This is a genomic window from Marinoscillum pacificum (assembly GCF_024714495.1).
Lineage (GTDB): Bacteria > Bacteroidota > Bacteroidia > Cytophagales > Cyclobacteriaceae > Marinoscillum > Marinoscillum pacificum.
Genome location: NZ_JAMZMJ010000001.1, coordinates 619,398 through 643,863, shown reverse-complemented (window position 1 = coordinate 643,863; position 24,466 = coordinate 619,398). Strand labels below are relative to the sequence as shown.

Sequence of the window (24,466 nt, the reverse complement as noted above, 5' to 3'; positions counted from 1 at the left end):
CTATAGGTTACTCATCTCAATAAATTCCGCTTCACTCAGGATTTTAGTGCCGAGTTTTTCTGCTTTTTCCAGTTTTGCTGGTCCCATTTTGTCACCAGCAACCAAGAAATCTGTATTACCTGTGATGGAACTAGCTACTTTTCCACCCATGGACTTGATCAAGCTTTTCAGCTCATCACGATCAAATCGCTCAAATACTCCGGAAACAACTACCGTCTTTCCATCAAATACCTGATCCAAATCCTGTGTGCTTTCTTGCTCTACAATCTCCATTTGAAGCCCACTAGACTTTAAACGTTCAACGAGCTGTCTATTATCTTCTATTCCGAAAAAGTCAATGACACTTTCGGCAATTCGCTCACCAATTTCATGAACCTCTAGGATCTCTTCATAGGTTGCTGACATCAGTGCATCAATGTTTTTAAAGTGCTCTGCTAGCTTTTCAGCCACGGTTTTCCCAACATAGCGAATTCCCAACCCGAAAAGCACACTCTCAAAAGGCGTTTCTTTTGATTTTTCTAAGCTCTCAACAATGTTTTGAGCCGTTTTATCTTTTATAGACCGTGATTTTACATCTCCGGTTACCAAATCAACAACCTCAAACTTCAAACCATTCAGGTTTTCGAAATTGAGTTCGTATAGGTCTGCAATTCCTTTAATCAAATGCTTATCGAAAAGACCTTTTATGGTATTTGGTCCGAGTTTTGCAATATCCATAGCATTTCTCGAGATGAAATGCTCCACACGGCCTTGAACTTGTGGAGGACAAGCATCTTGATTTGGACAGTAATGATTGGCTTCACCTTCTTTTCTGATCAATTCTGTGCCACATTCGGGACACTCTGTAATGTATTGAGTAGGAGTAGAGTCCGATGGTCTTTTTTCTAAATTGACTTTTGTGATTTTTGGAATGATTTCTCCACCTTTTTCTACAAAAACCAGATCTCCAACTCGAATGTCAAGACGTTCTATTTCATTGGCATTGTGAAGAGACGCTCTTTTTACAGTGGTTCCAGCTAACAAAACAGGTTCCAGCTCGGCAACCGGAGTTATTGCTCCAGTTCTTCCTACCTGATAGGTGATGTTTCTTAACCTGGTTTGAGCTGCCTCTGCCTTGTATTTATAGGAGATAGCCCAACGTGGACTTTTGGCCGTAAATCCGAGTTCTTTTTGTTGATCGGAGCTATTTACTTTGATAACGATACCGTCTGTTTCTAACGGCAATTCATGTCTTTTTTGATCCCAGTAATTGATATAGTCAAATACTTCATCAATGGTTTGACATTTCTTGTAAGTTGGAGAAACGTTAAAGCCCAATGTCTCTAATAATTGAAGAGCGGCTTCATGTGTTTGAGGTTCCAGGTTTTCACCTAATAAGGAATACAAGAAGCAGTCCAGCTTTCGCTTAGCCACTACAGCCGAGTCTTGCATTTTCAACGTGCCAGAAGCAGTATTTCTTGGATTAGCTAGCAATGGTTCTCCCTGCTTCTGACGCTCTTCGTTGAGGTGTTTAAATACTTCTTTGGGCATGAAAACTTCTCCACGTACTTCGAAAGAAGCTGGATAATCTCCTTTTAGTTTAAGCGGTATAGTTTTAATGGTCTTGGCGTTTGTAGTTACCTCATCGCCTTTGACGCCATCTCCTCTGGTCACAGCTTGTTTGAGTAGGCCATTTTCATATGTTAAGCTAATGGCTACACCGTCGAATTTCAATTCACAGATGTATTCATATTCAGAAGTTCCTAATCCTTTTTCAACACGTTTATCGAACTCAGCTAGGTCTTCTTTGGAATATGTATTTCCCAATGAGAGCATTGGGTATTTATGATGTACCGTATTAAATGACTTGGTAATGGTTCCTCCAACACGATGCGTGGGAGAGTCTTCTCGCTGATATTGAGGATATTCTGCTTCTAATTTTTCCAGTTCTTTCAGCAACTGATCAAACTCAAAATCAGTAATTTCCGATCTACTCTCCTGATAGTAGATGTACGTGTGATGGTTGAGCTCATCAGTGAGCTTATCAATGTGGGATTTAATTTCTGAACTCATTCTTTAGGTATGGAACATACAAATCTAACAATCTAACGGGATTGAACATGCAGTTGGTTGCTGAAAGTGACCATGCAATCATACATTCTGTGTCACTCAATTATTGAACAATTGACGATTGTCATTCACCTGATTGTTATAATTTTGAAGCAATGGCGGAAATAGAGGTTCTGGATAAGAAAATTGAATTAAATCCCATCATTCTGGAGGTGGGGCAGGTTGCTCAGGCGCTAAAGCTTGAAACTTATATTGTAGGAGGTTATGTGCGAGATATCGTTCTAGACAGGCCTTCGAAGGATATAGATTTTGTATGTGTTGGTTCTGGAATCAAATTAGCGCAAGCAGTTAAAGAACATCTTGGGACTGAAGCCAAGTTGGCAGTCTATAAGAATTTTGGCACCGCTGCTATTACCTATAAAGAGTTTGAACTAGAGTTTGTAGGAGCACGTAAAGAAAGTTATCGTTCAGACTCACGCAAACCAATAGTAGAGAATGGTACGCTGGAGGATGATCAGAACAGAAGAGATTTTACGATCAATGCCTTAGCCATTAGTCTCAATAAGGATGATTTCGGTGCATTGATCGATCCCTTTGGAGGAGTGGAGCATTTAGCTCAAAAGCAAATTATTACTCCGCTAGATCCAGAAGTAACATTTTCGGATGATCCATTGCGGATCATGCGTGCGATCCGTTTTGCCTCTCAGCTCAATTTTGATATAGAGGCGAAGACATTTGATGCAATCATTACGCAAAAAGAACGTATCAAAATCATCTCACAAGAGCGTATAACGGATGAGTTGAATAAGATCATCTTATCTCCAGTGCCTTCTTATGGATTCAAGCTGCTATTTACTTCTGGGTTACTACAAATCATTTTTCCTGAGATGGCTAAGCTCCATGGAGTGAAGCGCATTAACGGAAAAGGGCATAAGGATAACTTCTACCATACGTTACAGGTGCTTGATAATATTTGTCAGGATACTGATGACTTATGGTTGCGATGGTCTGCTATTTTGCATGATATCGCCAAGCCTGCTACGCAACGCTTTCATGAGCAAGCTGGATGGACTTTTCATGGTCACGAAGACCTGGGAGCTAAATGGACTCCAAAGATTTTCAAACGCATGAAGCTACCTCTCAATGAGAAGATGAAGTACGTTCAAAAGCTGGTCAAACTTCATTTGAGACCAATAGCATTAGTCAATGAAAAAGTGACGGATTCAGCAATCCGAAGACTGCTATATGAAGCGGGAGATGATATTGATGACTTGATGACTTTATGTCGCGCAGATATCACTTCCAAGAACATGGACAAGGTGCGTAAGTACCTTGCCAATTTCAAGAAAGTAGAACGCAAGATAAAGGAAGTTGAAGAGCGTGATCATGTTCGTAATTTTCAGCCACCCATTTCAGGTGAAGAAATTATGGTATTCTTTGGTATAGAACCTTCTCGAGAAGTGGGAGAGATCAAGAATGTGATCAAGGAAGCAATATTGGAAGGGACCATTCATAATAATAGGGAGGAAGCTCATCAGTTGATGGTGGATACTGGCAAGAAGCTTGGTTTAACTCCTGTGAATTCCTAATACTGCTGTGGAAACGTTATAAAACGTTAAAAAAGACACTCTGGAGTCAAATTTGTACTAGTAAAGCATAAATATCCTGCATATTTCTATTTTTGCAGACTTACTGAAAGAAACATAGTATTTACATATGAAGTATTTATTGACATTAGCCATTGTGTTTGTTGGATTTGTGGCAAGCGCACAGAATGGAACCCAAAAAGCCAAGCAAGACTCTATTCCTTGGGAGTTGCGAAAAAATGCATTTATCTATGGTATTGCTAAAAACTACAATGATCCATCTGTGGCAAGAATGGCATTGTACAACCTGATAGCAGAAAACCCAGGTAACCCAGCATTGTATGATACGTTGGCTTTGTGGTATTATGAATATAACCAACTAGCTTCTGCTGCATTGGTGGCTTCTGACGCTATGCGCATTGATCCTAATGATTTGTTTGCAGCGGAAGTTGCGGCATTGTCTTTTGAGGGATTAGGTGTGAAGAACAGAGCTGTAGAAAACTACGAGAAAATGTATCTGGCCAACAATGACCTGGGTACATTATATAAAATAGCCTTCTTACAGATGGATATTAAGCGTTATGGTGAGGCGATCAACAATGTTCAGGTGATCATCGATTCACCAAAGTCTGAAGAGCAGAAGTTGATCTTCCCGAAAGATGATAAGAACAATACCCAACAAGTGCCTCTGAAAGTGGCAGCTATACGTTTGAAAGGAATGATTGAAGAGGATAGAGGAAATACCTCTTTAGCGAAAGATTTGTATCAAAAAGCATTGGACATGCAACCAGACTTTGTGGTATTAAAGCAGCAAATGGCTGATCTGAATAAATAAGGTTAGTATAAAAAGATATTGGAAAGCACGCTGCAAGGCGTGCTTTTTTTGTTTTACCCTTGGTAATAAAATTTCAAATAGTCTCGATCAAACTCTCTCACTAGAGGAGAGGGACTAGAGGATACATTGGATCACAAATTCAATACTTTTTGTGTAGCTGTGTTGTTTCTTGACTTCTGCATGGGCATGTTTTGCCCCATACCCTAAAGGGAGCCATGTCCAGCTCGAGTAGTCGCTTGGCTGAGCCAAGTGACGGATATTGAAAAGCTTTGAGCTTGAAAGAAGGTGCGTTTGAGCTCAACCCTCTCCTCATGAGCAGAGGCTAATGATCATCTGATGGCTAGCAAGCTCTTATGAATTAGTTGCTGTATCTAGGAATAGTACAATTAGTAATGTTTAAGCAATCGAGATTCATTTCTGATTAAAAACAGCTCCATATGTGCTTACAGGGAGTTTTTTACTTCATTTTCTAAAACTGCTTAGCTTTTGCTAAAAGTCTGCGCAGGTTTTAAGCAAAACCTGCGCAGACTTTATGTCAAACCCGCAGTGATATGGACTCAAATCTGATCAGTATATTTTAATTGTTGAAATAGTGCAATTTGCTCTGTTATCGAGTCATGTGTTAGCTTGATAATCCTTGAGTAGTCCCTAGGCTCTGCCAAGCGACAAATATTGAAAAGCTATTAGCTTGAAGAAACCAACTTCGCCCACTTATTTAATCCTTGGTAAAACAATCCTGGCTGTGGTTCCTTTGCCCCATTCAGAGGAATAAGTCAACTTGCCCTTGTGTTCGGTAATGATTGCGTAGGTAATAGAGAGTCCCAAACCAGTTCCTTTGCCTGGTTCTTTCGTGCTAAAGAAAGGCTCGGTTATTTTAGGGAGGTCTTCAGGTTTAATGCCTTGGCCAGAATCGATGACTTCAATGTAGACATAATTGCGATCATTCCAGGTATTGATTCTGATAGTTCCTGTGCTTTCAATGGCTTGCAAAGCATTTGTGATGATGTTGAGGAATACCTGGTGAACCTTTCCATTATTGGCCATTATTTTCACGTCATCCACCTTATAATGCTTGATTAATTCAATATCATTTTTAATTCGATATTGAAGCATAGTAAGGCAATTGTCAATGATGTGCTGGATATCACATGGTTCATCCCGGTCATCTGCCGAATGGCTAAATTCGTTTAAGCTGGATACAATTTTAGAAGCTCTATGGACACCTTCTTTGATAGCACCAATTAGAATATTAAACTCTTCGCGTGTTGGAGACCCTCCATTTATGAGCGTTTGTTCTAAACCTTCTACTCCGCCCTGAATAAAGTTGAGTGGGTTGTTGATTTCATGAGCAACCCCAGCGGATAATACTCCTAGTGATGCCATTTTATCCGACTGTACCATTTGTTCCTGAACGTTTTTCAATTGCTCAATTACATCGTTCAATTCGCTTTTTTGTTCTTCCAGCTCTTTGGTGCGCTCCGCAACGGTCGATTCCAGCCACATATTTCGTGAGGTGAGTGCTCTTAGCCGTAACCAATAGATCAATAATGCCAACAGGATGATCGTTACTCCGATGAGTATTCTTGCCCAGAGTGTTTGCCACCAGGCCGCTTTGATAAATATTTCTTTAGATAAGTAAGTTTCATTGTACTTGCCGTCAACACCAGTTTGTAACTTGAATTGGTATTTGCCTGGAGGGAGATTAGTATAAACACCGTTGCGCTCTCCTGAAGCCTGAATCCAATCTTTATCGAATGGTTCTAGTTTGTATCTGAATTCAAGACGATCTGTCTGGACGTAACTTATTGCTGTAAAATCAATTAGAAGTCTTATAGTGCTGGCAGGAACTGTAATTTTATTAGTTACATCTAGTTCTTCTTGATCTGCAAGTACATTTTCAATGATCATGTAAGGCTCAAAGACTGGAGCATTAATCTCTTTGGGATCTATGCTAACAACCCCATCTAATGTGGGAACCCAAATCATGCCTTGAGAGTCTTTTAATGATAAAGCTGCTCCAAGACAGTGGCTATTTTTCATACCATAACTCTTGTCAAAATGCTTTACAGTTAGTTGAATAGTGGAATCATAGGCTGCAGCTTCCAATTGCTCCAGATTGATGCTGAGAATTGAGTTTTCGGAAGGTAGCCAGATATTTCCAAAGTCGTCTTTGATGATGTCGTAAACTATGTCAAAACCAAGTCCATTTTCCTGGTTGAAATTAACTACGGTATCTTGATTGTAACCGGTGAGTCCATCATTGCTGGTTAACCATATAAACTTGTCTGTTGCCAGGGTAGAGAACATAAAACTTGAAGGCAAACCATCATCTATTGTTACATACTGTATACTTCCATCTTGTTCGATAATGTTTAAACCCCCAATCGTGCCAATTATTATTTGTCCGGTAGTACTTTCCTCCAGGGACATGATGTAGTTCGAACTAAGTCCATTTTCAATGGTGATGTTTTCCCAGTCGTTGAGGGTTTTGAATCGTATGAGGCCTGCATTTTTGGTGCCTACCCAAATGTTACCCTTACTATCTTCAAAGGTAACTCGGATATAGTTGTCTGGAAATCCATCAGAAACTGTAAAACGTCTGCTATTATCACCATCCAATACATACAATCCGGCATAGGTGCTTACCCAGGTTCTTCCTTTTGTATCGGTAAATAAATGTTTTAGGCGAGCCGTTGGGACAGCAATAGGAGGTGTCCAGGGTTTGATTTTGTCATTTTGCAGGATGTTAAAAGAGCTATTTTCATTTCCTAATAAGTAAGTGTTTGTACTTAATTCTGAAATACTGGAAATAATACTTGTTTCGGTACCTTCTTCTTTGGAGTAGCTAACAATTGAACCATCTGAAAGAAAGAAAATACCATTTCTGTAGGTAGCCACCCAAAGATTTCCTCGTCCATCAACCAACATATCTCTTACTATGTTGTTAGGCATTCCATTTTCTTCCGTGAGGGAATCTAGTTTTTGAGTTTCAGAGTTCCATCGAAACAGTCCATTCATGGTTCCAAGCCAAATGACATCATTTTGATCGACATGAATAGCCGTAACAGCTCTGTTGGAAATTCCCTTATGTAATTTGAATGAAGAATTTTCGTAAGTATAGAGCCCAACTCCAGTGGCAACAAATAGTTGTTTTTCTGACCAATAGAAATCATTGATTCCGTTGACATTATCGATCGGGGAAATGTCTCTTACTTCTTTCGTTGTTGGATTATACTCTAGAATATGCGAGTCATCAGTTCCAAAATACAGGTTTCCTTCATCTGATTCGATCATCGAAAGTACAGTACTTTCCTTTAGATTAAAGTCTGCCGTGAAGTTTGTTAGTTCATTATTCTGGTAACTATACAACTCATTCGTGCGTGTGCTGAACCATAAATCGCCAGATTTGGTAATAAGCATTTGCTCAATACTCATATCACGTGTTGGTTCTAAAGGGCTAGGAACGATAAACTCATCGTTTTTCAGATAAGCAAGGCCATGCTGTGATCCAATCCATATTTCTCCATGGATGCCCTTTTTCACTCTTAGAACAGTAGGGGAAGGAATGTTGCTATTGGAGCTATTAAAAATGGTGAAGTCTTTGCCATCAAAGCGGTGTAAGCCGGCATAGGTAGCAATCCAAATGTATCCATCCTCAGATTGAAGAATTTCATTCGTAGACTCTGAGGCCATTCCTTCCTCAGTGCTCCAACTTCTCAATACATACTGGCTGGGGTTTTTGGTGATATCCAGTTTTATATCCTGACTATGTACGGTTGAGGAAACTAGCAATAGAAAAAGGATAGACAGGAATCGCCATGGTTTCATGCTTTTCCATGCCTGTAATCGAAAATCTATCATCATACTTGAACAAACCAATTTCAAATACCCTACGTTTATTTTAATCAAAACATTCTGTCATTACTCGCTAGGTAATGAACTTCACTTTTGGGCGGCTTTTTCGGTTAGGTTCGAGTTAGTGGTAATAAGTTCAGGTCATTCTTCAGCGGTTTCTCTTAACCGGTCCAGCCAATTGAGTAGAGAGCTATGTAGCTTTTGATGACTGAAGAATAAGGTGAAAAATCCTTGCATAGACTCTTCTGTCGTTACTATAGTTTGATTGCCATCTGCTTCTAATTTCCATACATGAATGACCTTAATGCCCATGGTGTTTCCAGTCCAACTGATCATTTCCTTTTCTTTGATTTGACGTATGGTGGATTTGATCGTGTTGTTACCTACAGTCCAGGTGAAATTTGCTCCAACCTCAACCTTGTCAATTGCAATAGACTTAATCTCATCGTTCCATTTAAACCAATTTGAAATATCAGACAAGATTTGCCAAACCTTTTCTACTGGTGCATTGATAATCGCGGACTGACTGTCTCGTACACTGGCATCCTGATTGATCTTGCCTTCTTTGGCTAATGGACCTAATGTTTTCATCTCGCTTGAGGTGTGGGTTTTTAGTAAAAATACACTTTTGACGGTTAGACCAAAAATCAATTAATTAAATCTCGATGAATGAATTCATTCAATCGCTAAATGATCAAATTTGTTAATAATAGATGCCTTTTTAATTTGAAAGAGAAGAGGTTGGCAACTTATTGATTTCTCAAAATTTTAATGTTTATATAATTGATATAAAGGTCTATCGTAGCTTCAGTGAATGGATTGATATTTTGATCTTGAACTTTGAGATGGACGACAAAAAAGTTAAAACGCCTCATTGATGTTGATATAAAAACCAGATGTGTTTGCACCTCTCGCGTAATCCAATCTGATTCTTATTTTTTCTTTGGAGTTTATTTCATACCGCAAACCAACTCCATAACTTCCTAGTAGCTTTTCGTAGGCTCCTAGCTGATCAGAAATACTGCCTAGCCCACCAAAGGCGCTGATTATGATTCTTTTAGAAAGGTAACGTCGCATTTCTGTTTGTAAAATCGTTTGGTGGTTGTCTCTATATCCTCCGTCATAATATCCGCGCATTTGTTTTCCGCCTCCCAACAGAGCAAGGTTGTAAAATGGGGGATTCCCTAAAATTGTTTGATGGAAAAAATTGAAAGCCAATTCGGTTTTATTTAGTGGACTGTAATATTTACGAGCATCTATGTAGATGTCAGTAAATGAATACTCACCAATCAGTGCCTTTTCATATTTTAGGATTCTACCTTCAAGGTAATAGCCCGCACTTGGAGCAAATATATTGTTGCGTTTGTCATAGATCGCAGTAGCACCTATCCCAAATACATTTCCACCGTTTATGCCAGTGATTTGATTGGATTGTAATTCACCTGCGTCATCGGTAGCTATTAAGAAATATTTATCAAAAAACAGTGTTGGTCCTAGGTAAAGGTCTGGTTTGGCTTGAAAGAGAGCATTGCTTTCCAATCGCAAAAAATCTGCAGTGTAAGTTTCAAATTTGTTTAAATCAACATTAGATCCAATGCCATAATACTGGTATGGGTATATGTAATAAGAAATTTCTCCCTTCATCCAGAGTTTGTCTTCATGGAAAAATAAGTTGTAGGGAAAAGTGATCAATACTTGATTTTCCAATGTGTAAATAAGCACACTTTGAAAGTTGGATGGTTTGCTCAGGCTGTCTTCACTGGTTCTAAAGTAGAACATGCCTGCTACTCCAAAACCAAGACTGGTTTCTGGTGAAAAGAAAATAGCAGGTAATACAATCACTCCAGACTTTTTATCTGCGGAGCCGTGTGAATAGGAGGAATTGAATCCAATTAACAGGATCAATACCAATAAGATAGATCGGTATAATCTCATAGGTCAATTACAATAGTAACCAAAACGTCTTGCTCATACGTGTTAGACTATAGAAAATTGTTGACTCAGTATGGAAAATTAGCATTCAAATGATCCAAATTCTTCGTTATTTTCGCGAACCAAAAAGTAAGATGTTGGGTTCTTACATTTCTAATTGATTCTAGCTCATGGAACAAATTACATTAGGTTCAGGATGCTTTTGGTGTACAGAGGCAATTTTCCAGCGTTTGAAAGGCGTGGAGTCTGCTGTATCTGGCTACACAGGTGGTAAAACCAAAGATCCATTTTATAAAGAAATTTGTACGGGAACCACAGGTCATGCTGAAGTGGTTCAGGTGACTTTTGATCCGTCGATTCTCTCTCTGGAAGAACTTCTGGAGGTGTTCTGGAAAACGCATGACCCAACCACGTTGAATCGTCAGGGAAATGATGTGGGAACTCAGTATCGTTCGGCGGTATTCTATCATTCAGAAGAGCAGAAAGAAACGGCAGAGCGTATCAAGAAGGCTTTAGATGAATCTGGAGCCTGGGGAGATCCGATTGTTACGGAAATCACTAAAGTAGATGTGTTTTATCCTGCGGAAGATTATCATCAGGAATACTACAATGAAAACGGTAGTCAGCCTTACTGCCAGTTTGTAGTTGCGCCGAAGGTGGATAAATTCAAACAGGTATTCGGAGACAAACTAAAAGACTAAAATAGAGCCAGCTGCTTCGGAGCTGGCTTTTTTGCATATCCCATTACCGTACGGCCTCCATATTTCCAGGAGTCATTGCGTTCTTTCTCGATGACATCATCCAGATTACCTGTCGCTTGAAAGTCCTTTTCCATTCTTTCAGCTGCGGTGCTCAATGCCTTAATGGATCTCAGTTTATCTGACTCACTCATTTTTGCTTTTTCAACTGCTTTAGAAAGTACCTGAATACTTTCATCGTAGATTTTGATAGGAACAGGGAAGGGGTGGCCATCTTTACCTCCATGAGCAAAGGAGAATCGGGCAGGATCGCTAAATCGCGAAGGAGTACCATAAATCACTTCACTTACCAAAGTGAGGGATTGTAACGTTCTTGGGCCTAAGCCCTGCAGCAGCAATAACTCTTCAAAGTTTTGGGTAGGAAGGTCTTGAGCTAATGCCAAAACGGTCCCCAAACGTTTGATGTCCACATCTTTTTGCCTTACGTCATGATGAGCTGGAAGCTTAATCTTTTTGATTTCATTAATCATATGATCAGGATTCTCAGACGCAATTTCCATGATCGAATCTTTAGTCTGTTTGGCCTCCTGATGAGTCAGATTTAGAATTAAACCCTGATTCTTTCCATAGATAAACTGATGAGGTTCTTCTGTATAGCTCTTCAAGTCTTTACTGTGCCAGTGATAGCGTCGAGCATAGCCGCTTGCTCCATTCATACCTTGCTGTACAACTGCCCACTCACCTTCATCGGATAGGATAAACGAATGTAGATAAATCTGAAACCCATCCTGAATGGCTGTATTGTCAACTTTAGCAGTTAAGCGGCTACTTTTTACTAATTCGTTACCATTTAAACCTGTTTTTTGCGCTATATGTAAAAGTTCGTCAGGAGTTTTACGACTGTGCTTCCCTCGACCACCGCAAATGTAGATGCCCAGGTCATGAGCGATTGGATTAAGCGACGATTTAAGAGCTCCCATCACAGATGTAGTAATTCCGGAGGAGTGCCAGTCCATTCCTAAAACACATCCAAGTGATTGAAACCAAGCAGGATCGCTCATTCTTTTGATGAATTCAGCCTTTCCGTACTCCAGAATAACCGCTTCAGTAATGGCCCTTCCAAGTAGGCTCATTCGCTCTGCAAGCCATTTCGGAACCCGACCATTGTGAAGTGGTAAATCGGCATTTCCTGATCTTTTCATAGAGTAAAGCTAATGTAATTAGCTTAAAATACTAAAAATATTAGTTTCTTATTCTGGTGTACATTGAAGTAAATTAGTTGCATGATTTTAGTTCAATTGAATATGCGAAAAACGTTATTATCCCTTGTGGGATCATTGATTGCTGTTGCTTCCTGGGCACAGGTACAATCACCTGCTGAGTTTCTTGGTTATGAGCTGGGAGAGCAGTTCTCCAGACACTATCAGGTTGTAGATTATTTCCAGCAGGTAGCTGAGAATTCTGATTTGGTTAATTTGAAGCAGTATGGAAAGACATACGAGATGCGACCATTGTATTTAGCTTATGTGTCTACGCCAGAGAACTTAGCTAAACTGGAGCAAATCAGAGAAGACAATTTGAAAAGAGCAGGATTACTGGATGGTGAGCCTTCATCTGATGTGAGTGTGGTTTGGTTGAGCTACAATGTTCATGGGAATGAGTCTGTTTCTACAGAAGCATCCATGGCTACTATTTATGAATTGATTACCAATAAAGCAGATTGGTTAAAGAATACAGTCGTGATTATCGATCCTTGTGTGAATCCTGATGGGAGAGAGCGCTATGTTAATTTTTACTGGGAGCATAAAAATGCACCTTACAATCCAGATCCGAACAGCTGGGAGCATCACGAGCCATGGCCAGGAGGAAGAGCTAATCACTATTTGTTTGACTTAAACCGTGACTGGGCCTGGGGCACGCAAACAGAGACCCAGCAGCGAATCGCTGTTTACAACAAGTGGTTGCCACAAGTTCATGTGGATTTCCACGAACAAGGGGTAAACTCACCATATTATTTCGCACCGGCTGCAGAACCAGTTCATGAGTTTATTACTGACTGGCAAATGGATTTTCAGACGCAGATTGGAAAGAATCACGCCAAGTATTTTGATCAAAATGATTGGTTCTACTTCACCAAGCAAGTATTTGACTTATTATACCCAAGTTATGGGGATACTTATCCGACTTACAATGGAAGTATAGGGATGACTTATGAGCAAGGTGGTTCTGGTCGTGCTGGCTTAGGAATCATCAAGCAAGAGGAAGATACCTTGACTTTAGCAGATAGAATTGCTCACCACTATACCACAGGTATTTCTACGGTTGAGATCTCGAGTAAGAATTCTTCAGAGTTGTTGAGTCAATTCAAGACTTTTTTCAGCAAGCCTGCAGCTAGTAAATACAAGACATTCGTTTTGAAAAGCGATGGCGATGAAGATCGCATGAAGGCCTTAACTAAGTGGTTGAATATTCAAGGAATTCAATACGGAACCGCTAGTTCGTCCAAAGCACTTTCGGGTTACCATTATGGCTCTGGAGCTACTAAGTCTTTCTCGATCGGTAAAAATGATTTAGTAGTGAATATCAACCAGCCTAAATCGATATTGACTACCATTTTGTTTGAGCCTAAGACCAAACTGAATGATTCATTGACATATGATATCACTTCCTGGGCAATTCCATACGCTTATGGTTTTGAAGCATTCGCTACAACAGCAGATGTTAGGCCATCTGGAAAACTTTCATTAAGCACATTTGAAGCTAATAGCCTTTCACCTGCATACGCGTACATTTTTGACTGGAAAGGCCTGGATGATGCCAGGTTGCTAGCAGCTATTTTGAAAAAAGATTTGAAGGTTCGTTACACCACTCGACCAATTACTATTGATAGTAAAACATTCGGGCGTGGTTCTGTCATCATTTCACAGCGTGACAATGGTGCTGGTTATCATGAAACGCTGGAAGAGTTGAGTAATGAATTTGAGCGTACGCTTTATCCAGTTAATTCGGGTTTCGTAATGGATGGTCCGGACATCGGGTCTGGTGATGTTCCTTATTTGAAGACTCCTAAAGTGGCTTTGATTGGTGGTAGTGGGACATCTTCCTTGGATTTTGGAGCAACCTGGCACTACATGGAGCAAAACTTAGGATATCCAGTAACGACTATCAATACGGAGTATTTCGGTGGAGTTGATCTGGGCGATTACGATGTGCTGATCATGCCTAATGGTTGGTATTCTGACTTCAGTGAAAGAACAGTGACTAAAGTAAAAGAATGGGTTCAGTCTGGAGGGACATTGATTGCTGTTCAGGGAGCTATTAGAAAATTGAAATCTGGTGATCTTGGATCTATTGATAATTTCAATTCTCCAAAAGAGAAAACGGACTTTGAGAAAATCGATGAAGGAGTTGAAGAGGAGAAGAAGCTGGTTCCCAACTCGGAAATGGAACGTTTTGAAATCAGAGAATATGTAGCCGGAGCAGTGTTTAAAGTTGCAATGGATAACACCAGTCCTTTGGCTTATGGTTATAAGAAGGATTATTACTCATTGAAAACATCTAGAGATCGTTACGGATACTTAGATGCCGGAAATGTGGGGGTAATCAAGTCTGCAGATGATCACTTGAGTGGTTTTGCAGGCGAGATTGTGAAAAAGAAAGTTGGTACTTCCTTAGTCTTTGGGCAAGAGAGAATGGGAAGAGGAACCATCGTTTATATGGTTGACAATCCGTTATTTAGATCTTTTTGGTATGATGGTAAGTTATTATTCGCAAATGCTATTTTCTTTGCGGGTAATTAATGATTGACCTATTCTATCTAAAACATCGCAGGAAAGAATTTTTCCGTAATCCTAGCTTCGGAGCATACATCTTTGTAGGTGTATTCTTCGGAGCTATGGTTTTAATGATGAGTGTTGGCTTAAACAATGGCTGGGACGTCATCAAAAGATTTATCGTAAGCCAACTTGAAATTGACTCAATCCAGGTTCCTTCGCTTATTCTCTGGTTGCTGGCCATTTCTGACTTACTGTTCAAAATATTCATTCCTAAGCCATTTCCAAAGCTATTTTATTACCACACACTCAATGTTCGGCCTAGAGATCTAAAGGTTGGGTATTTAATAGAAGTGACACTCAACCTGTGGTTTGTGCTGCTATTAGTATTGGAAGTCACAGTCGCATCATTATGCGTTACTGACCTGGGGTTAGGAATGGAGTCTATTGTTGGTTTGCTGTTGATTTGGTTAATGAACACGATGATCAGCGTTTTCAATTTGTCATTAGCTAATACAAAAGTAACTGCTGCAATTGTGCTGGTTTTGATGTGCTTACAGTTGTTGATTGCATCATTTCCAGAAAGCCTCCCTGTTACTTCTGAACTGACCTTTTTATTGATTGCTTTAGGTACATTGGGGGTATTCAGTGCTTTGTCTTATAGACAATTATCTGTCATTTTTGAACAGGTATTGAAATCTGAAAAGGGCTCCACAGGTGAATTCACTACTAACTTAGATCTCTTTAAAGATCCATTGATGCAGCTTGAAGTGGCAACCATCATGAGAAATAAACGGACACGAGGAACACTTCTAATGAACCTGTTGATAATACCATATTTCTTATTTTTGAATAATGTAACCTCAGAATCCCAATCCTATCAGGTGATGTTTAGTATTCTAGTTTCTGGATTGTTCATATTTCAGATGGGTACTTACATATTTGCCTGGGAAGGAAGCTTTTTTGATTTACTCATGACTCGTTTTACCCCAAGGCAGTTTATTGAGCATAAATTCCGCTTTTTCACCTATACGAGTATAATTTTCTCTATCATTTTTTCGATTTGTCTATTCTTTACTCATAGAACCGCGGCTTTGATGCCTTTGACCTTCTGTCTATTCAATATCGGGTGGAATATTCCTTTTGTGATTAATAATGGATTTTCGAATAAAGAGAAAATTGATTTGAATAGAAGTGTATTCATGAATTATCAAGGATTTAATGGAATGGTCATTGTAACCATGTTTGGAGCGATGATTCCTCCGATAATAATTCATGCTATTTTGTTTAGCAATTTTGGGGCTATTTCTGCTTCTTTAGGTTTAGCGGGTTTAGGTTTGTTCGGATTGACACTGAGAAGTGTATTTATATCCAAGTTGAGTAAGAAACTCGAATGCAAGAAACACTATTTATCAGCCTGTTATAAATCGTAATGACCATACTAAGTGTAAAAAACGTACAGAAATCTTTTAAGAAGAAGCAAGCTCTGAATATCGAACGATTGGATATTGTAAAAGGAGAGTTGATCGGCATAGTAGGTAATAATGGTGCTGGCAAAACGACCCTGTTTCGCGCAATATTGGATCTATTAAAGCTTGATGCTGGTGTAATCTGGATCGGTGATGATGTAGTGGCTGGTTCGGCTCATTGGAAGAAGCAATTGCATGCCTTTTTGGATGAGAGTTTCCTGATTGAGTTTTTGAATCCGAACGAGTACTTCGAGTTTATAGGGAAGACCCTTGGTTTGAACAAGAAACAAGTGAAGTCTCAATTGAATCAATATCCAGAACTGCACAATGACGATATCGTAGAGAGTTCTAAATTGATACGAGAGCTTTCCACAGGTTCTAAAGTTCGCGTGGGGTTATTGGCTACATTGTTGGGAGATCCAGAGATTATCCTTTTAGATGAGCCTTATGCACATTTGGATCCCAGCTCACAGTCTAAATTGAGTAAGTTGATCAAGCAACTCAATGAAAATGGAACTACTGTGATTTTATCCAGTCACAACCTGCACAATGTGGCTCAGATCTGCAGCAGAATTGTCTTAATAGAAGGAGGAGAGGTCGTTAAAGATGAAAAAGTCTCTGAAAATGTGATTGCCGAGGTTAATCAGTATTTTGCGACTGAATGAACACCTGGTGGAAGCAACATTTAACAAGTCCAATGATCAACTACTTTGGCAAAGCCAAAGAACAAAAAGCATTTACTAAAGAACCGATCATTATCGGTGGATGCGCCAGGTCTGGAACTTCCTTATTGCTTTCAATATTGTCTGCACATCCTGCCATCCACGCGATTCCTGTTGAGACAGATGCGTTTACTGAATGGGATAACAAAGGCAATCCTATTCGAATTGATCGCTTATATCGAGAGCTTCTGTTTCACTCTATTAAACCCTCTTCATCCAGATGGTGCGAAAAACGTCCTTACAATGTCAGGTACATCCCAGAGCTTTTAAAATTTTATAAAGAACAAGTCAAATTTATCCATATCATCCGAGACCCGAGATCTGTGTGTACTTCGGTGCATCCATCCAAGCCGAAACAATATTGGGTGGATCTGGATCGATATATACATGATGTGAGTTTAGGATTGGCTTATGAAGGACACCCTGCCGTTTACACCATAAAATATGAAGAGCTAATTGCCGATACAGAAACAGAAATTACTAAGCTCTGCAAATTCGTCAATGAGCCACTTGTTGACTCCATGAAGAACTGGTATGAGCACGCCACAGTCAGAAGTAATCGGGCATGGTTCAAATCACTTCAGGATATTCGATCCGATCGGGGATGGGGTGATCCTCAGCATGAATACAGAGTATCGGAAATTATGAATCATCCTGAAATGCGCCAATTGATGACTAGATTAGGCTATAACTAAAAATATTAGTATTTAATTGCGAATAAAATTAGTAATTGCTTGTTGATTACTAATTAAATTGTCATATTTATGCTAAATTCTTTAGATATGACAGCAGATACTAATAATTTTAGGGTAATTGATCTGGAAAGCATCAATGCAGATGTTACCTTTGACGATGATTACAGCTTGAAGTTGACATCTAAAAAGTTGCAGTCAGGTAAATGTCAGGTGAAGTTTTTTGCCAACGTTCGTGATCGCCAGGACATGTATGGATATGTCCTCGTGGATTCAGATAAGACGTTGAAAGATGTCGTGATCAAGATCAAGGAGAAATTGAGAACGATTCGTCAGACTAGAGAATTTCATCACTTGCATTTATATTCCATTGGTAAGATGGGAAAGGATGATTTGAATTTTATCATCTTTGATAGTTAGAACCTAATCGTAAGAATTGTGAGCGTAATTGCTGAAAATATTAAGTTTCTTAGAAAGAAAGCTGGTTTTACTCAAGAGCAGTTTGCGAATGAAGTAGGAATCAAACGATCTGTTGTTGGTGCTTATGAAGAAGCAAGAGCAGAACCTAGATTGCAGACGCTAATTAGCATTGCCAAGGTTCTGAATGTGGTAGCTGATGATCTGATTGCTAAAGATCTTACCAAAGGAAAAGAGGGCGAGCCAAGAGAGAAAGTGAAGATTCTATCGATAACAGTCGATAATGAAGAAAACGAAAACGTCGAATTGATTCCTCAAAAGGCTGCTGCAGGTTATCTGAATGGCTACTCTGATCCAGAGTATTTGTCGGAGCTTCCAAAATTCCATTTGCCAATGTTGCCAAAGAACGCAACTTACCGTGCTTTTGAAATTAGTGGTGATTCCATGCTACCAATTCCTTCAGGTTCAATTGTCATTGGGAAATATATTGATGGTTTTTCGGATATTAAGAATGGAAAGACCTATGTACTACTGACAGACAAAGAAGGAGTAGTTTATAAGCGTGTATTTAACTACATCGAAGAAAAAGGATGTTTATATCTGGTTTCTGATAACAAATCCTATTCTGCGTATGAGGTTGCTGCTAAGGATGTTATCGAGATTTGGGAGGCAAAAGCCTATATCAGTATAGAGTTCCCTGATCCAGACTCGAGAAATGAACTGAGCCTTGATAAAATTGCTGGAATGGTGATGGATTTGCAGAATGAAGTGAAGGATATGAAGAAAAATATTAAATAGCTGCATCCAAACAATGACATTATCGTACAATTAGCTTTGTTTTGTTGTACAAAACCAGCCACATTGTATTTGAAGTTCAACGCCAAACTAATAATCCTTCTATTACTTTTCCCGGCAGTCATTAATGCACAGACTGTAGTAAGCGGCAAAGTCACTGAGTCAGCAACTGGAACACCCATTCCTTTTGCCAACGTTATATTCTCTGGTACTCAGGATGGTGCCATCACAGATTTTGAAGGAAACTTCTCCGCTAAGACAACAGCAGCGGTAGATTCTATAGAGGTTCACTACATCGGATTTGTCAAAAGAACCAAAGCACTCAAGAGAGGAGTTTCTCAAACGATCAATTTCCAATTGGACGAGGATGTTCAGACATTAGGAGAGGTGGTTGTTTATGCAGGCGAGAATCCGGCCTGGCCAATCATGAGAAAGGTTGTAGATCATAAGAAAGAAAATGATAAACGTTCGTTGAGCGCTTATGACTATGAGAGCTACACTAAAGTCGAGTTTGATGTAGACAACCTTTCTGACTTCATCCAGAAGTGGAAGCTTGTGAAAAAAGTACAAGGTGTTCTAGATAGTATTCAGACCATCGCAGGGGATGATGGTAAACCCGTATTGCCAATATTCCTTTCTGAAGCCATTTCCAGATATTATTATCGTATTGATCCGACGTTAAAACGAGAGAACATCATCAAAACCAAGGTGAGCGGTGTTGGAATTACTGATGGTACTCTAACCTCTCAGGTAATTGGATCTACTTTTCAGGAATATAACTTCTATCAGAACTGGCTAAATATCATTACGAAGGAGTTCGTTTCTCCGATCGCAGATAGTTGGAAGCTGTATTACGAAGTGTATCTGGAGGATAGTTTGTATGTAGGAGATGACTATTGTTACCGCATTGACTTTTATCCAAAGCGCGAGCAAGATCTGGCCTTTACTGGTACCATGTGGATCACTAAGGAGGATTACGCTATTCGTCGAATTGATGCTACGGTTCCAAAGGAAGTAAACCTGAATTACATAGAAAAAATAAAGATTCAGCAGGATATGATCAAATCTTCTGCTGGTCCATGGCTTCCTGAAAAGACGCGTGTGGTGGTGGATGTGAGTCAGATTACCAAGCAGACTGCAGGCATGTTGGCGAAGTTTTATGTTTCTACCAAAGACCATCAGGTAAATGATCCAAAGCCTAATGAGTTCTATCTTGATCCGGTGACCATGGAAGAAGACGTTCGTGATTTCACGGATGAATACTGGGAGGAATTCCGTCATGATACGCTGACAAGTACGGAACAGAATGTGTTCATGATGATCGATACACTGAAGAAGATTCCAGCAGTCAAGACCTATATGGACATGGCTAAGTTCTTAATTACGGGATATTATAAAGTAGGTAAAATTGACCTGGGTCCATATCCAACTTTCTTTGGTAAGAATAATATAGAGGGTGTTAGAATTGGTTTTGGAGCTAGAACGAATATTGATTTTAGTAGAAAATGGACTGTAGGAGGCTATATCGGGTACGGATTTGATGATGAGCAATACAAATACAAGATCTATGTAGACCGGATATTGGATCGATCGCCCTGGACAAACGTTAAAATAGAGCATCAGAAGGAGTTGGAGCAGGTCTGGTTACTCAATGAACAGATCGAGCCGAACAGCTTGTTTTATTCTTTGAGTCGTTTTGGTACACTGACTCAACCTTTCTTCATTAACAAAACAAGAGTTAGCGTCTTTAGGCAGTTGAGTAGGGGATTTGGAGCAGAGGCCTCATATAAATTTGAATCATTCGATCCACAATTCGAATTCAATTACTTTCTCGATGAGCCAGGTTCGGAAACAGCATCAACCTATCAAGTCAGCGAGGCTACACTTTCGGTTCGCTATGCTAAAGACGAAGTGTTCGTGATCAACGATAATGAGCGAATGTCTTTAGGTACTGTAAGATGGCCAGCTTTTAATCTGGATTACACCTATGGCATGAAAGGAGTTATAGGAAGTGATTTTGAATATCATAAAATCAAATTAGGAATAGAGAAAAAGCAAAAAATGGGATTATTAGGAGTCTCTAATATCTCTTTGACTGGTGGATATATTTATGGTGAACTGCCATACCCGTTGTTGTACAACACTATTGGTAACGAAACCAACTTCTATGTAGACTTTGCCTACAACTTGATGAACTACTTCGAGTTTAGCACGGATAAGTACATTGATTTTAGATATCGACATTCCTTTGAAGGGTTTATTTTGAATGCTGTTCCTCTAATGAAGAAATTAAAGTGGCGTTTGATTGGTAGTGCTAACATGCTCTATGGTGGTTTGGACCCAGTCAACATCAATAAGGTTCAATACCCAACTGACGCAGAAGGAAATGAGAAAATTCCTTTTAGTCAATTCGATAGAAGACCCTATATGGAAGTAGGATATGGGGTAGAAAACATCTTAAAAATATTTTCTGTTGAAGCATTTCACCGTTTGACTTATTTAGATCGACCTGATGTTAGTAAATTTGGTCTGAAGTTCAGTATTAAAGTCATACTGTAGTGTCAGGAAAACCAGTTATTGCATTAACATTTTTAGTATTCTCTTTATTCAGCTGTTCCGATACCAATAAATATCCTATTGAGTCGGTCAACGTTGATGTAAGCTATTATTTAACAGCGCTTAATGAAGTCAATCAGCAATTAGCTGCTAATAAGAGCAATCTTTCCCTGCGTAAGCGTAAACTTTTAGTGAGTAAAGAGTTGCGATGGCCGGAAGATGTAACAGAGGATATTCAGTTTTTGAAAAAAGAAGATGGACTGACGTATGAATTGGTGCAGTATGCCATCGATTTTTATCAGACGTACCATTACTATGAGCAGCTATTGAATATTCTGGAAGAATGGGAGTCTATCAATGGCGAATTGAGTGGAAGTAATCGTTGGCGAATTGTTGCTTACCTTGGGTTAGGTAGATATACAGAAGCGAAGTATTTGCTTTGGAATTATATACAGGACAACTCTCAGAATGTAGAAGCACTGATTTTTGCAGCGAACAATTATTTAGAACTAGAAGACAGTACCAGAGCAGTCTATGCTTATGGTAAAGTAGCTGAGATCAAGCCAGATAACAGTCAGTTGCTGGATTTCTATATTCCAGCTTTAATCAAATTGGGGTATCCTGATCGAGCAAATAAAGTATTGGCTTATCAGCAGTTGGATAGTACCAACCTGGATCAGAAGCTGATCATCGGAGAGGTGTTTTATGAGATGGGCGATTTAGAAAAAGCCCATGAAGTCTTACGAGGCGATTTGTCATCTCCAGTATTAATGAAACGAATAGATTGGTTTGAGAAATCTTTGCAATGGGATTCCGCAGTTGCATTGGTCAATCAATTAGTGTTGCAAGACAGTAGTGTAACGGCACTTTTAAGAAAAGCCTCCATTCTCGAAAACCGAGGCTGGCTTAGTAGTTCATACAATTTGTATGGCCTGGTATTACAAGAAGATTCTACGAATTCAATTGCTCAACAAGGAGCTCAGAATGTTGGGCGAAAAATTGCATATTTGCGGAGTTTAAGAGAACAGGAGGAAAAGATCCCTGTTTTAGACGTGTCACCTAAGAAAGGAACAGAAGATAATGAGTGAAATCAAGATCACTTTACCAGACGGTAGTGTAAGGGAATATCCTAAGGGCTCATCAGCCATGGATGTAGCATTGAGTATAAGTGAAGGCTTAGCGAGAAATGTACTTGCGGCTAAGGTTAATGGGGATATTTGGGATGCTACCAGACCGATTAATGACAATGCAACTCTTCAATTGTTGACATGGAATGATAAAGATGGTAAAGCTACGATGTGGCACTCGTCTGCCCACTTGATGGCTGAAGCTTTAGAAGCACTATACCCTGGAGTAAAGTTGGGTATTGGACCAGCAATTGATGGTGGTTTTTACTATGATGTGGATTTCGGAGATCAGGAATTTGATTCTGAAAACCTAAAACTGATTGAAGATAAAATGCTTGAGCTTGCTCGTCAGAAAAACGAGTACGTTCGAAAAGATATAAGTAAAGAAGATGCTATCAACTTCTACAAGGAGAAGGGCGATGAGTACAAACTAGAGCTTTTGGAAGACCTGGAGGATGGTAAGATTACATTCTATACTCAAGGTAACTTCACAGACTTGTGTAGAGGGCCGCATATTCCTAATACAGGTTTCATCAAAGCAGCGAAGATTTTGAACGTTGCGGGTGCATACTGGAGAGGCGACGAGAAAAGAAAACAATTGACTCGTCTATATGCTATCACTTTCCCTAAGCAGAAAGAGCTTAAAGAGCATCTTGAGTTATTAGAAGAAGCTAAGAAAAGAGATCACCGTAAAATCGGTAAAGAACTAGGCTTATTCACTTTCTCTGAAAAGGTAGGTAAAGGCCTTCCTTTGTGGTTGCCAAAAGGAGCGATCCTAAGAGAAAGATTGGAGAACTTCCTAAAGAAAGCACAGGTTAGAGCTGGTTATGAGCAAGTAGTTACACCACACATTGGTGGTAAGGAACTTTATGTGACTTCTGGCCATTATGCTAAATACGGAGAGGATTCTTTCCAGCCAATCAATACACCTGCGGAAGGTGAGGAGTTCTTGCTAAAGCCAATGAACTGTCCTCATCACTGTGAGATTTACAAATCATCACCAAAGTCCTATAAAGACTTACCAGTTCGTTACGCTGAATTCGGTACGGTATACCGATATGAGCAGAGTGGTGAGCTTCACGGGTTAACGCGTGTAAGAGGATTTACTCAGGATGATGCGCACATTTTCTGTAGACCTGAGCAAGTAAAAGATGAGTTTGGTAAAGTAATAGACCTGGTATTGTATGTGTTCAGCGCATTGGGATTTGCTGAATTCACCGCACAGGTATCTTTACGTGATCCAAACAACCCAGATAAATACATCGGTAAGGAAGAAAACTGGGATTTAGCTGAAAAGCAAATTCAGGAAGTTGCTGATGAGAAGGGACTAAACACGGTAGTAGAATACGGTGAAGCTGCTTTCTATGGACCTAAGTTGGACTTCATGGTGAAGGATGCTTTGGGTAGAAGCTGGCAGCTAGGAACTGTTCAGGTGGATTACAACCTACCAGAACGTTTTGAATTGGAGTATACAGGATCTGATAATCAGAAGCACAGACCGGTAATGATTCATAGAGCACCATTTGGTTCTATGGAGCGTTTCGTTGCGATCCTTATCGAAAGTACTGCCGGAGACTTCCCATTGTGGCTTGCTCCAGAGCAAATTGCTGTATTGCCAATCTCTGAGAAGTATCATGAATATGCTAAATCAATTTACAGTCAGCTTCAAGAGCAGGACATCAGAGGTATAATTGATGAGCGAGATGAAAAAATAGGTAAGAAAATTAGAGATGCTGAGATAAAGAAGATACCTTTTATGTTGATTGTTGGAGAACAAGAGGCAGCAGACGGTACTGTTTCACTTCGCGCTCATGGAAAAGGAGATCAGGGAAGCATGAAAATTGCAGAATTTGTAGATTTCTTTAACCAAACAATCAATAATCTGTTAAATAAAGCAGAGTAGATTTTAATAAAGCAAAATAAATACGATATTTGCGTTTTATTTTGCTATGGTAGAACC

Annotated in this window: 17 protein-coding genes; 12 read left to right on the top strand and 5 right to left on the bottom strand. The window is 39.6% G+C overall.

The features are described from left to right. Positions 1–2,052, bottom strand: coding sequence for an NAD-dependent DNA ligase LigA (ligA, locus tag NXS00_RS02755; protein WP_258097583.1), 2,052 nt, complete (start codon positions 2,050–2,052; stop codon positions 1–3). Positions 2,053–2,204: 152 nt separating this feature from the next. Between ligA and NXS00_RS02750 the strand changes: the two genes are divergently transcribed. Both NXS00_RS02750 and NXS00_RS02745 read left to right on the top strand, forming a co-directional pair. Then, positions 2,205–3,638: a CCA tRNA nucleotidyltransferase gene (locus NXS00_RS02750; RefSeq protein ID WP_258097582.1), complete on the top strand. Its 1,434-nt coding sequence runs from the start codon at positions 2,205–2,207 to the stop codon at positions 3,636–3,638. Between the two features lie 127 nt (positions 3,639–3,765). Then, positions 3,766–4,470 carry a tetratricopeptide repeat protein gene (locus NXS00_RS02745; RefSeq protein ID WP_258097581.1) on the top strand — a complete coding sequence of 235 codons (705 nt, stop codon included), beginning with the start codon at positions 3,766–3,768 and terminating at the stop codon, positions 4,468–4,470. A 711-nt stretch (positions 4,471–5,181) separates the two neighbouring features. Here NXS00_RS02745 and NXS00_RS02740 read toward each other — a convergent pair. The 3 genes from NXS00_RS02740 to NXS00_RS02730 all read right to left on the bottom strand — a co-directional run bounded on the left by NXS00_RS02740 (position 5,182) and on the right by NXS00_RS02730 (position 10,260). Further along, the gene (locus NXS00_RS02740) at positions 5,182–8,334 is read right to left on the bottom strand and encodes a sensor histidine kinase (RefSeq protein WP_258097580.1); all 3,153 of its coding nucleotides are present in this window, start codon (positions 8,332–8,334) and stop codon (positions 5,182–5,184) included. Positions 8,335–8,466: 132 nt separating this feature from the next. After that, complete coding sequence (locus NXS00_RS02735; protein ID WP_258097579.1) at positions 8,467–8,916, bottom strand: SRPBCC family protein; 450 nt, start codon at positions 8,914–8,916, stop codon at positions 8,467–8,469. A gap of 270 nt (positions 8,917–9,186) precedes the next feature. After that, complete coding sequence (locus NXS00_RS02730) at positions 9,187–10,260, bottom strand: BamA/TamA family outer membrane protein (RefSeq protein WP_258097578.1); 1,074 nt, start codon at positions 10,258–10,260, stop codon at positions 9,187–9,189. Between the two features lie 167 nt (positions 10,261–10,427). Here NXS00_RS02730 and msrA point away from each other — a divergent pair, with 167 nt between their 5' ends. Further along, positions 10,428–10,958, top strand: a complete 531-nt coding sequence (msrA, locus tag NXS00_RS02725) for a peptide-methionine (S)-S-oxide reductase MsrA (RefSeq protein ID WP_258097577.1) — start codon at positions 10,428–10,430, stop codon at positions 10,956–10,958. Here the strand turns inward: msrA and NXS00_RS02720 are convergent. Then, positions 10,955–12,157 carry a DUF763 domain-containing protein gene (locus NXS00_RS02720; RefSeq protein ID WP_258097576.1) on the bottom strand — a complete coding sequence of 401 codons (1,203 nt, stop codon included), beginning with the start codon at positions 12,155–12,157 and terminating at the stop codon, positions 10,955–10,957. The two genes, msrA and NXS00_RS02720, sit on opposite strands and share 4 nt — an antisense overlap. A 102-nt stretch (positions 12,158–12,259) precedes the next feature. On the opposite strand from NXS00_RS02720, the gene NXS00_RS02715 reads away from it, so the two are divergent. The 9 genes from NXS00_RS02715 to thrS all read left to right on the top strand — a co-directional run bounded on the left by NXS00_RS02715 (position 12,260) and on the right by thrS (position 24,409). After that, on the top strand, positions 12,260–14,755 hold the full coding sequence (locus tag NXS00_RS02715; protein WP_258097575.1) for a M14 family metallopeptidase: 2,496 nt from the start codon (positions 12,260–12,262) through the stop codon (positions 14,753–14,755). Next, a complete protein-coding gene (locus tag NXS00_RS02710; protein ID WP_258097574.1) occupies positions 14,755–16,161 on the top strand; it encodes a DUF5687 family protein in 1,407 nt (468 codons plus the stop codon). Before NXS00_RS02715 ends, NXS00_RS02710 begins: the two co-directional genes overlap by 1 nt. Next, positions 16,161–16,862 (top strand): ABC transporter ATP-binding protein, encoded by a 702-nt coding sequence (locus NXS00_RS02705; protein ID WP_258097573.1) that lies wholly within the window; start codon positions 16,161–16,163, stop codon positions 16,860–16,862. Before NXS00_RS02710 ends, NXS00_RS02705 begins: the two co-directional genes overlap by 1 nt. Positions 16,863–16,894: 32 nt before the next feature. Continuing rightward, positions 16,895–17,614 carry a sulfotransferase family protein gene (locus NXS00_RS02700; protein WP_258097572.1) on the top strand — a complete coding sequence of 240 codons (720 nt, stop codon included), beginning with the start codon at positions 16,895–16,897 and terminating at the stop codon, positions 17,612–17,614. Positions 17,615–17,683: 69 nt separating this feature from the next. Beyond that, on the top strand, positions 17,684–18,031 hold the full coding sequence (locus NXS00_RS02695; protein WP_258097571.1) for a hypothetical protein: 348 nt from the start codon (positions 17,684–17,686) through the stop codon (positions 18,029–18,031). Positions 18,032–18,049: 18 nt separating this feature from the next. Continuing rightward, entirely contained in the window at positions 18,050–18,826 is a 777-nt protein-coding gene (locus NXS00_RS02690) for an XRE family transcriptional regulator (protein WP_258097570.1), read from the top strand. Positions 18,827–18,895: 69 nt separating this feature from the next. After that, positions 18,896–21,382, top strand: a complete 2,487-nt coding sequence (locus tag NXS00_RS02685; protein WP_258097569.1) for a DUF5686 and carboxypeptidase-like regulatory domain-containing protein — start codon at positions 18,896–18,898, stop codon at positions 21,380–21,382. Further along, positions 21,382–22,467 carry a tetratricopeptide repeat protein gene (locus NXS00_RS02680; RefSeq protein WP_258097568.1) on the top strand — a complete coding sequence of 362 codons (1,086 nt, stop codon included), beginning with the start codon at positions 21,382–21,384 and terminating at the stop codon, positions 22,465–22,467. The genes NXS00_RS02685 and NXS00_RS02680 overlap by 1 nt, the downstream gene beginning before the upstream one ends. After that, positions 22,460–24,409 carry a threonine--tRNA ligase gene (thrS, locus tag NXS00_RS02675; RefSeq protein WP_258097567.1) on the top strand — a complete coding sequence of 650 codons (1,950 nt, stop codon included), beginning with the start codon at positions 22,460–22,462 and terminating at the stop codon, positions 24,407–24,409. The genes NXS00_RS02680 and thrS overlap by 8 nt, the downstream gene beginning before the upstream one ends. Positions 24,410–24,466: the final 57 nt, after the last annotated feature.

What these genes read in the sequence shown, in the direction of transcription:
- ligA (WP_258097583.1), bottom strand. Translation starts at nt 2,052, where the DNA reads ATGAGTTCAGAAATTAAATCCCACATTGATAAGCTCACTGATGAGCTC.
- NXS00_RS02750 (WP_258097582.1), top strand. Translation starts at nt 2,205, where the DNA reads ATGGCGGAAATAGAGGTTCTGGATAAGAAAATTGAATTAAATCCCATC.
- NXS00_RS02745 (WP_258097581.1), top strand. Translation starts at nt 3,766, where the DNA reads ATGAAGTATTTATTGACATTAGCCATTGTGTTTGTTGGATTTGTGGCA.
- NXS00_RS02740 (WP_258097580.1), bottom strand. Translation starts at nt 8,334, where the DNA reads ATGATGATAGATTTTCGATTACAGGCATGGAAAAGCATGAAACCATGG.
- NXS00_RS02735 (WP_258097579.1), bottom strand. Translation starts at nt 8,916, where the DNA reads ATGAAAACATTAGGTCCATTAGCCAAAGAAGGCAAGATCAATCAGGAT.
- NXS00_RS02730 (WP_258097578.1), bottom strand. Translation starts at nt 10,260, where the DNA reads ATGAGATTATACCGATCTATCTTATTGGTATTGATCCTGTTAATTGGA.
- msrA (WP_258097577.1), top strand. Translation starts at nt 10,428, where the DNA reads ATGGAACAAATTACATTAGGTTCAGGATGCTTTTGGTGTACAGAGGCA.
- NXS00_RS02720 (WP_258097576.1), bottom strand. Translation starts at nt 12,157, where the DNA reads ATGAAAAGATCAGGAAATGCCGATTTACCACTTCACAATGGTCGGGTT.
- NXS00_RS02715 (WP_258097575.1), top strand. Translation starts at nt 12,260, where the DNA reads ATGCGAAAAACGTTATTATCCCTTGTGGGATCATTGATTGCTGTTGCT.
- NXS00_RS02710 (WP_258097574.1), top strand. Translation starts at nt 14,755, where the DNA reads ATGATTGACCTATTCTATCTAAAACATCGCAGGAAAGAATTTTTCCGT.
- NXS00_RS02705 (WP_258097573.1), top strand. Translation starts at nt 16,161, where the DNA reads ATGACCATACTAAGTGTAAAAAACGTACAGAAATCTTTTAAGAAGAAG.
- NXS00_RS02700 (WP_258097572.1), top strand. Translation starts at nt 16,895, where the DNA reads ATGATCAACTACTTTGGCAAAGCCAAAGAACAAAAAGCATTTACTAAA.
- NXS00_RS02695 (WP_258097571.1), top strand. Translation starts at nt 17,684, where the DNA reads ATGCTAAATTCTTTAGATATGACAGCAGATACTAATAATTTTAGGGTA.
- thrS (WP_258097567.1), top strand. Translation starts at nt 22,460, where the DNA reads ATGAGTGAAATCAAGATCACTTTACCAGACGGTAGTGTAAGGGAATAT.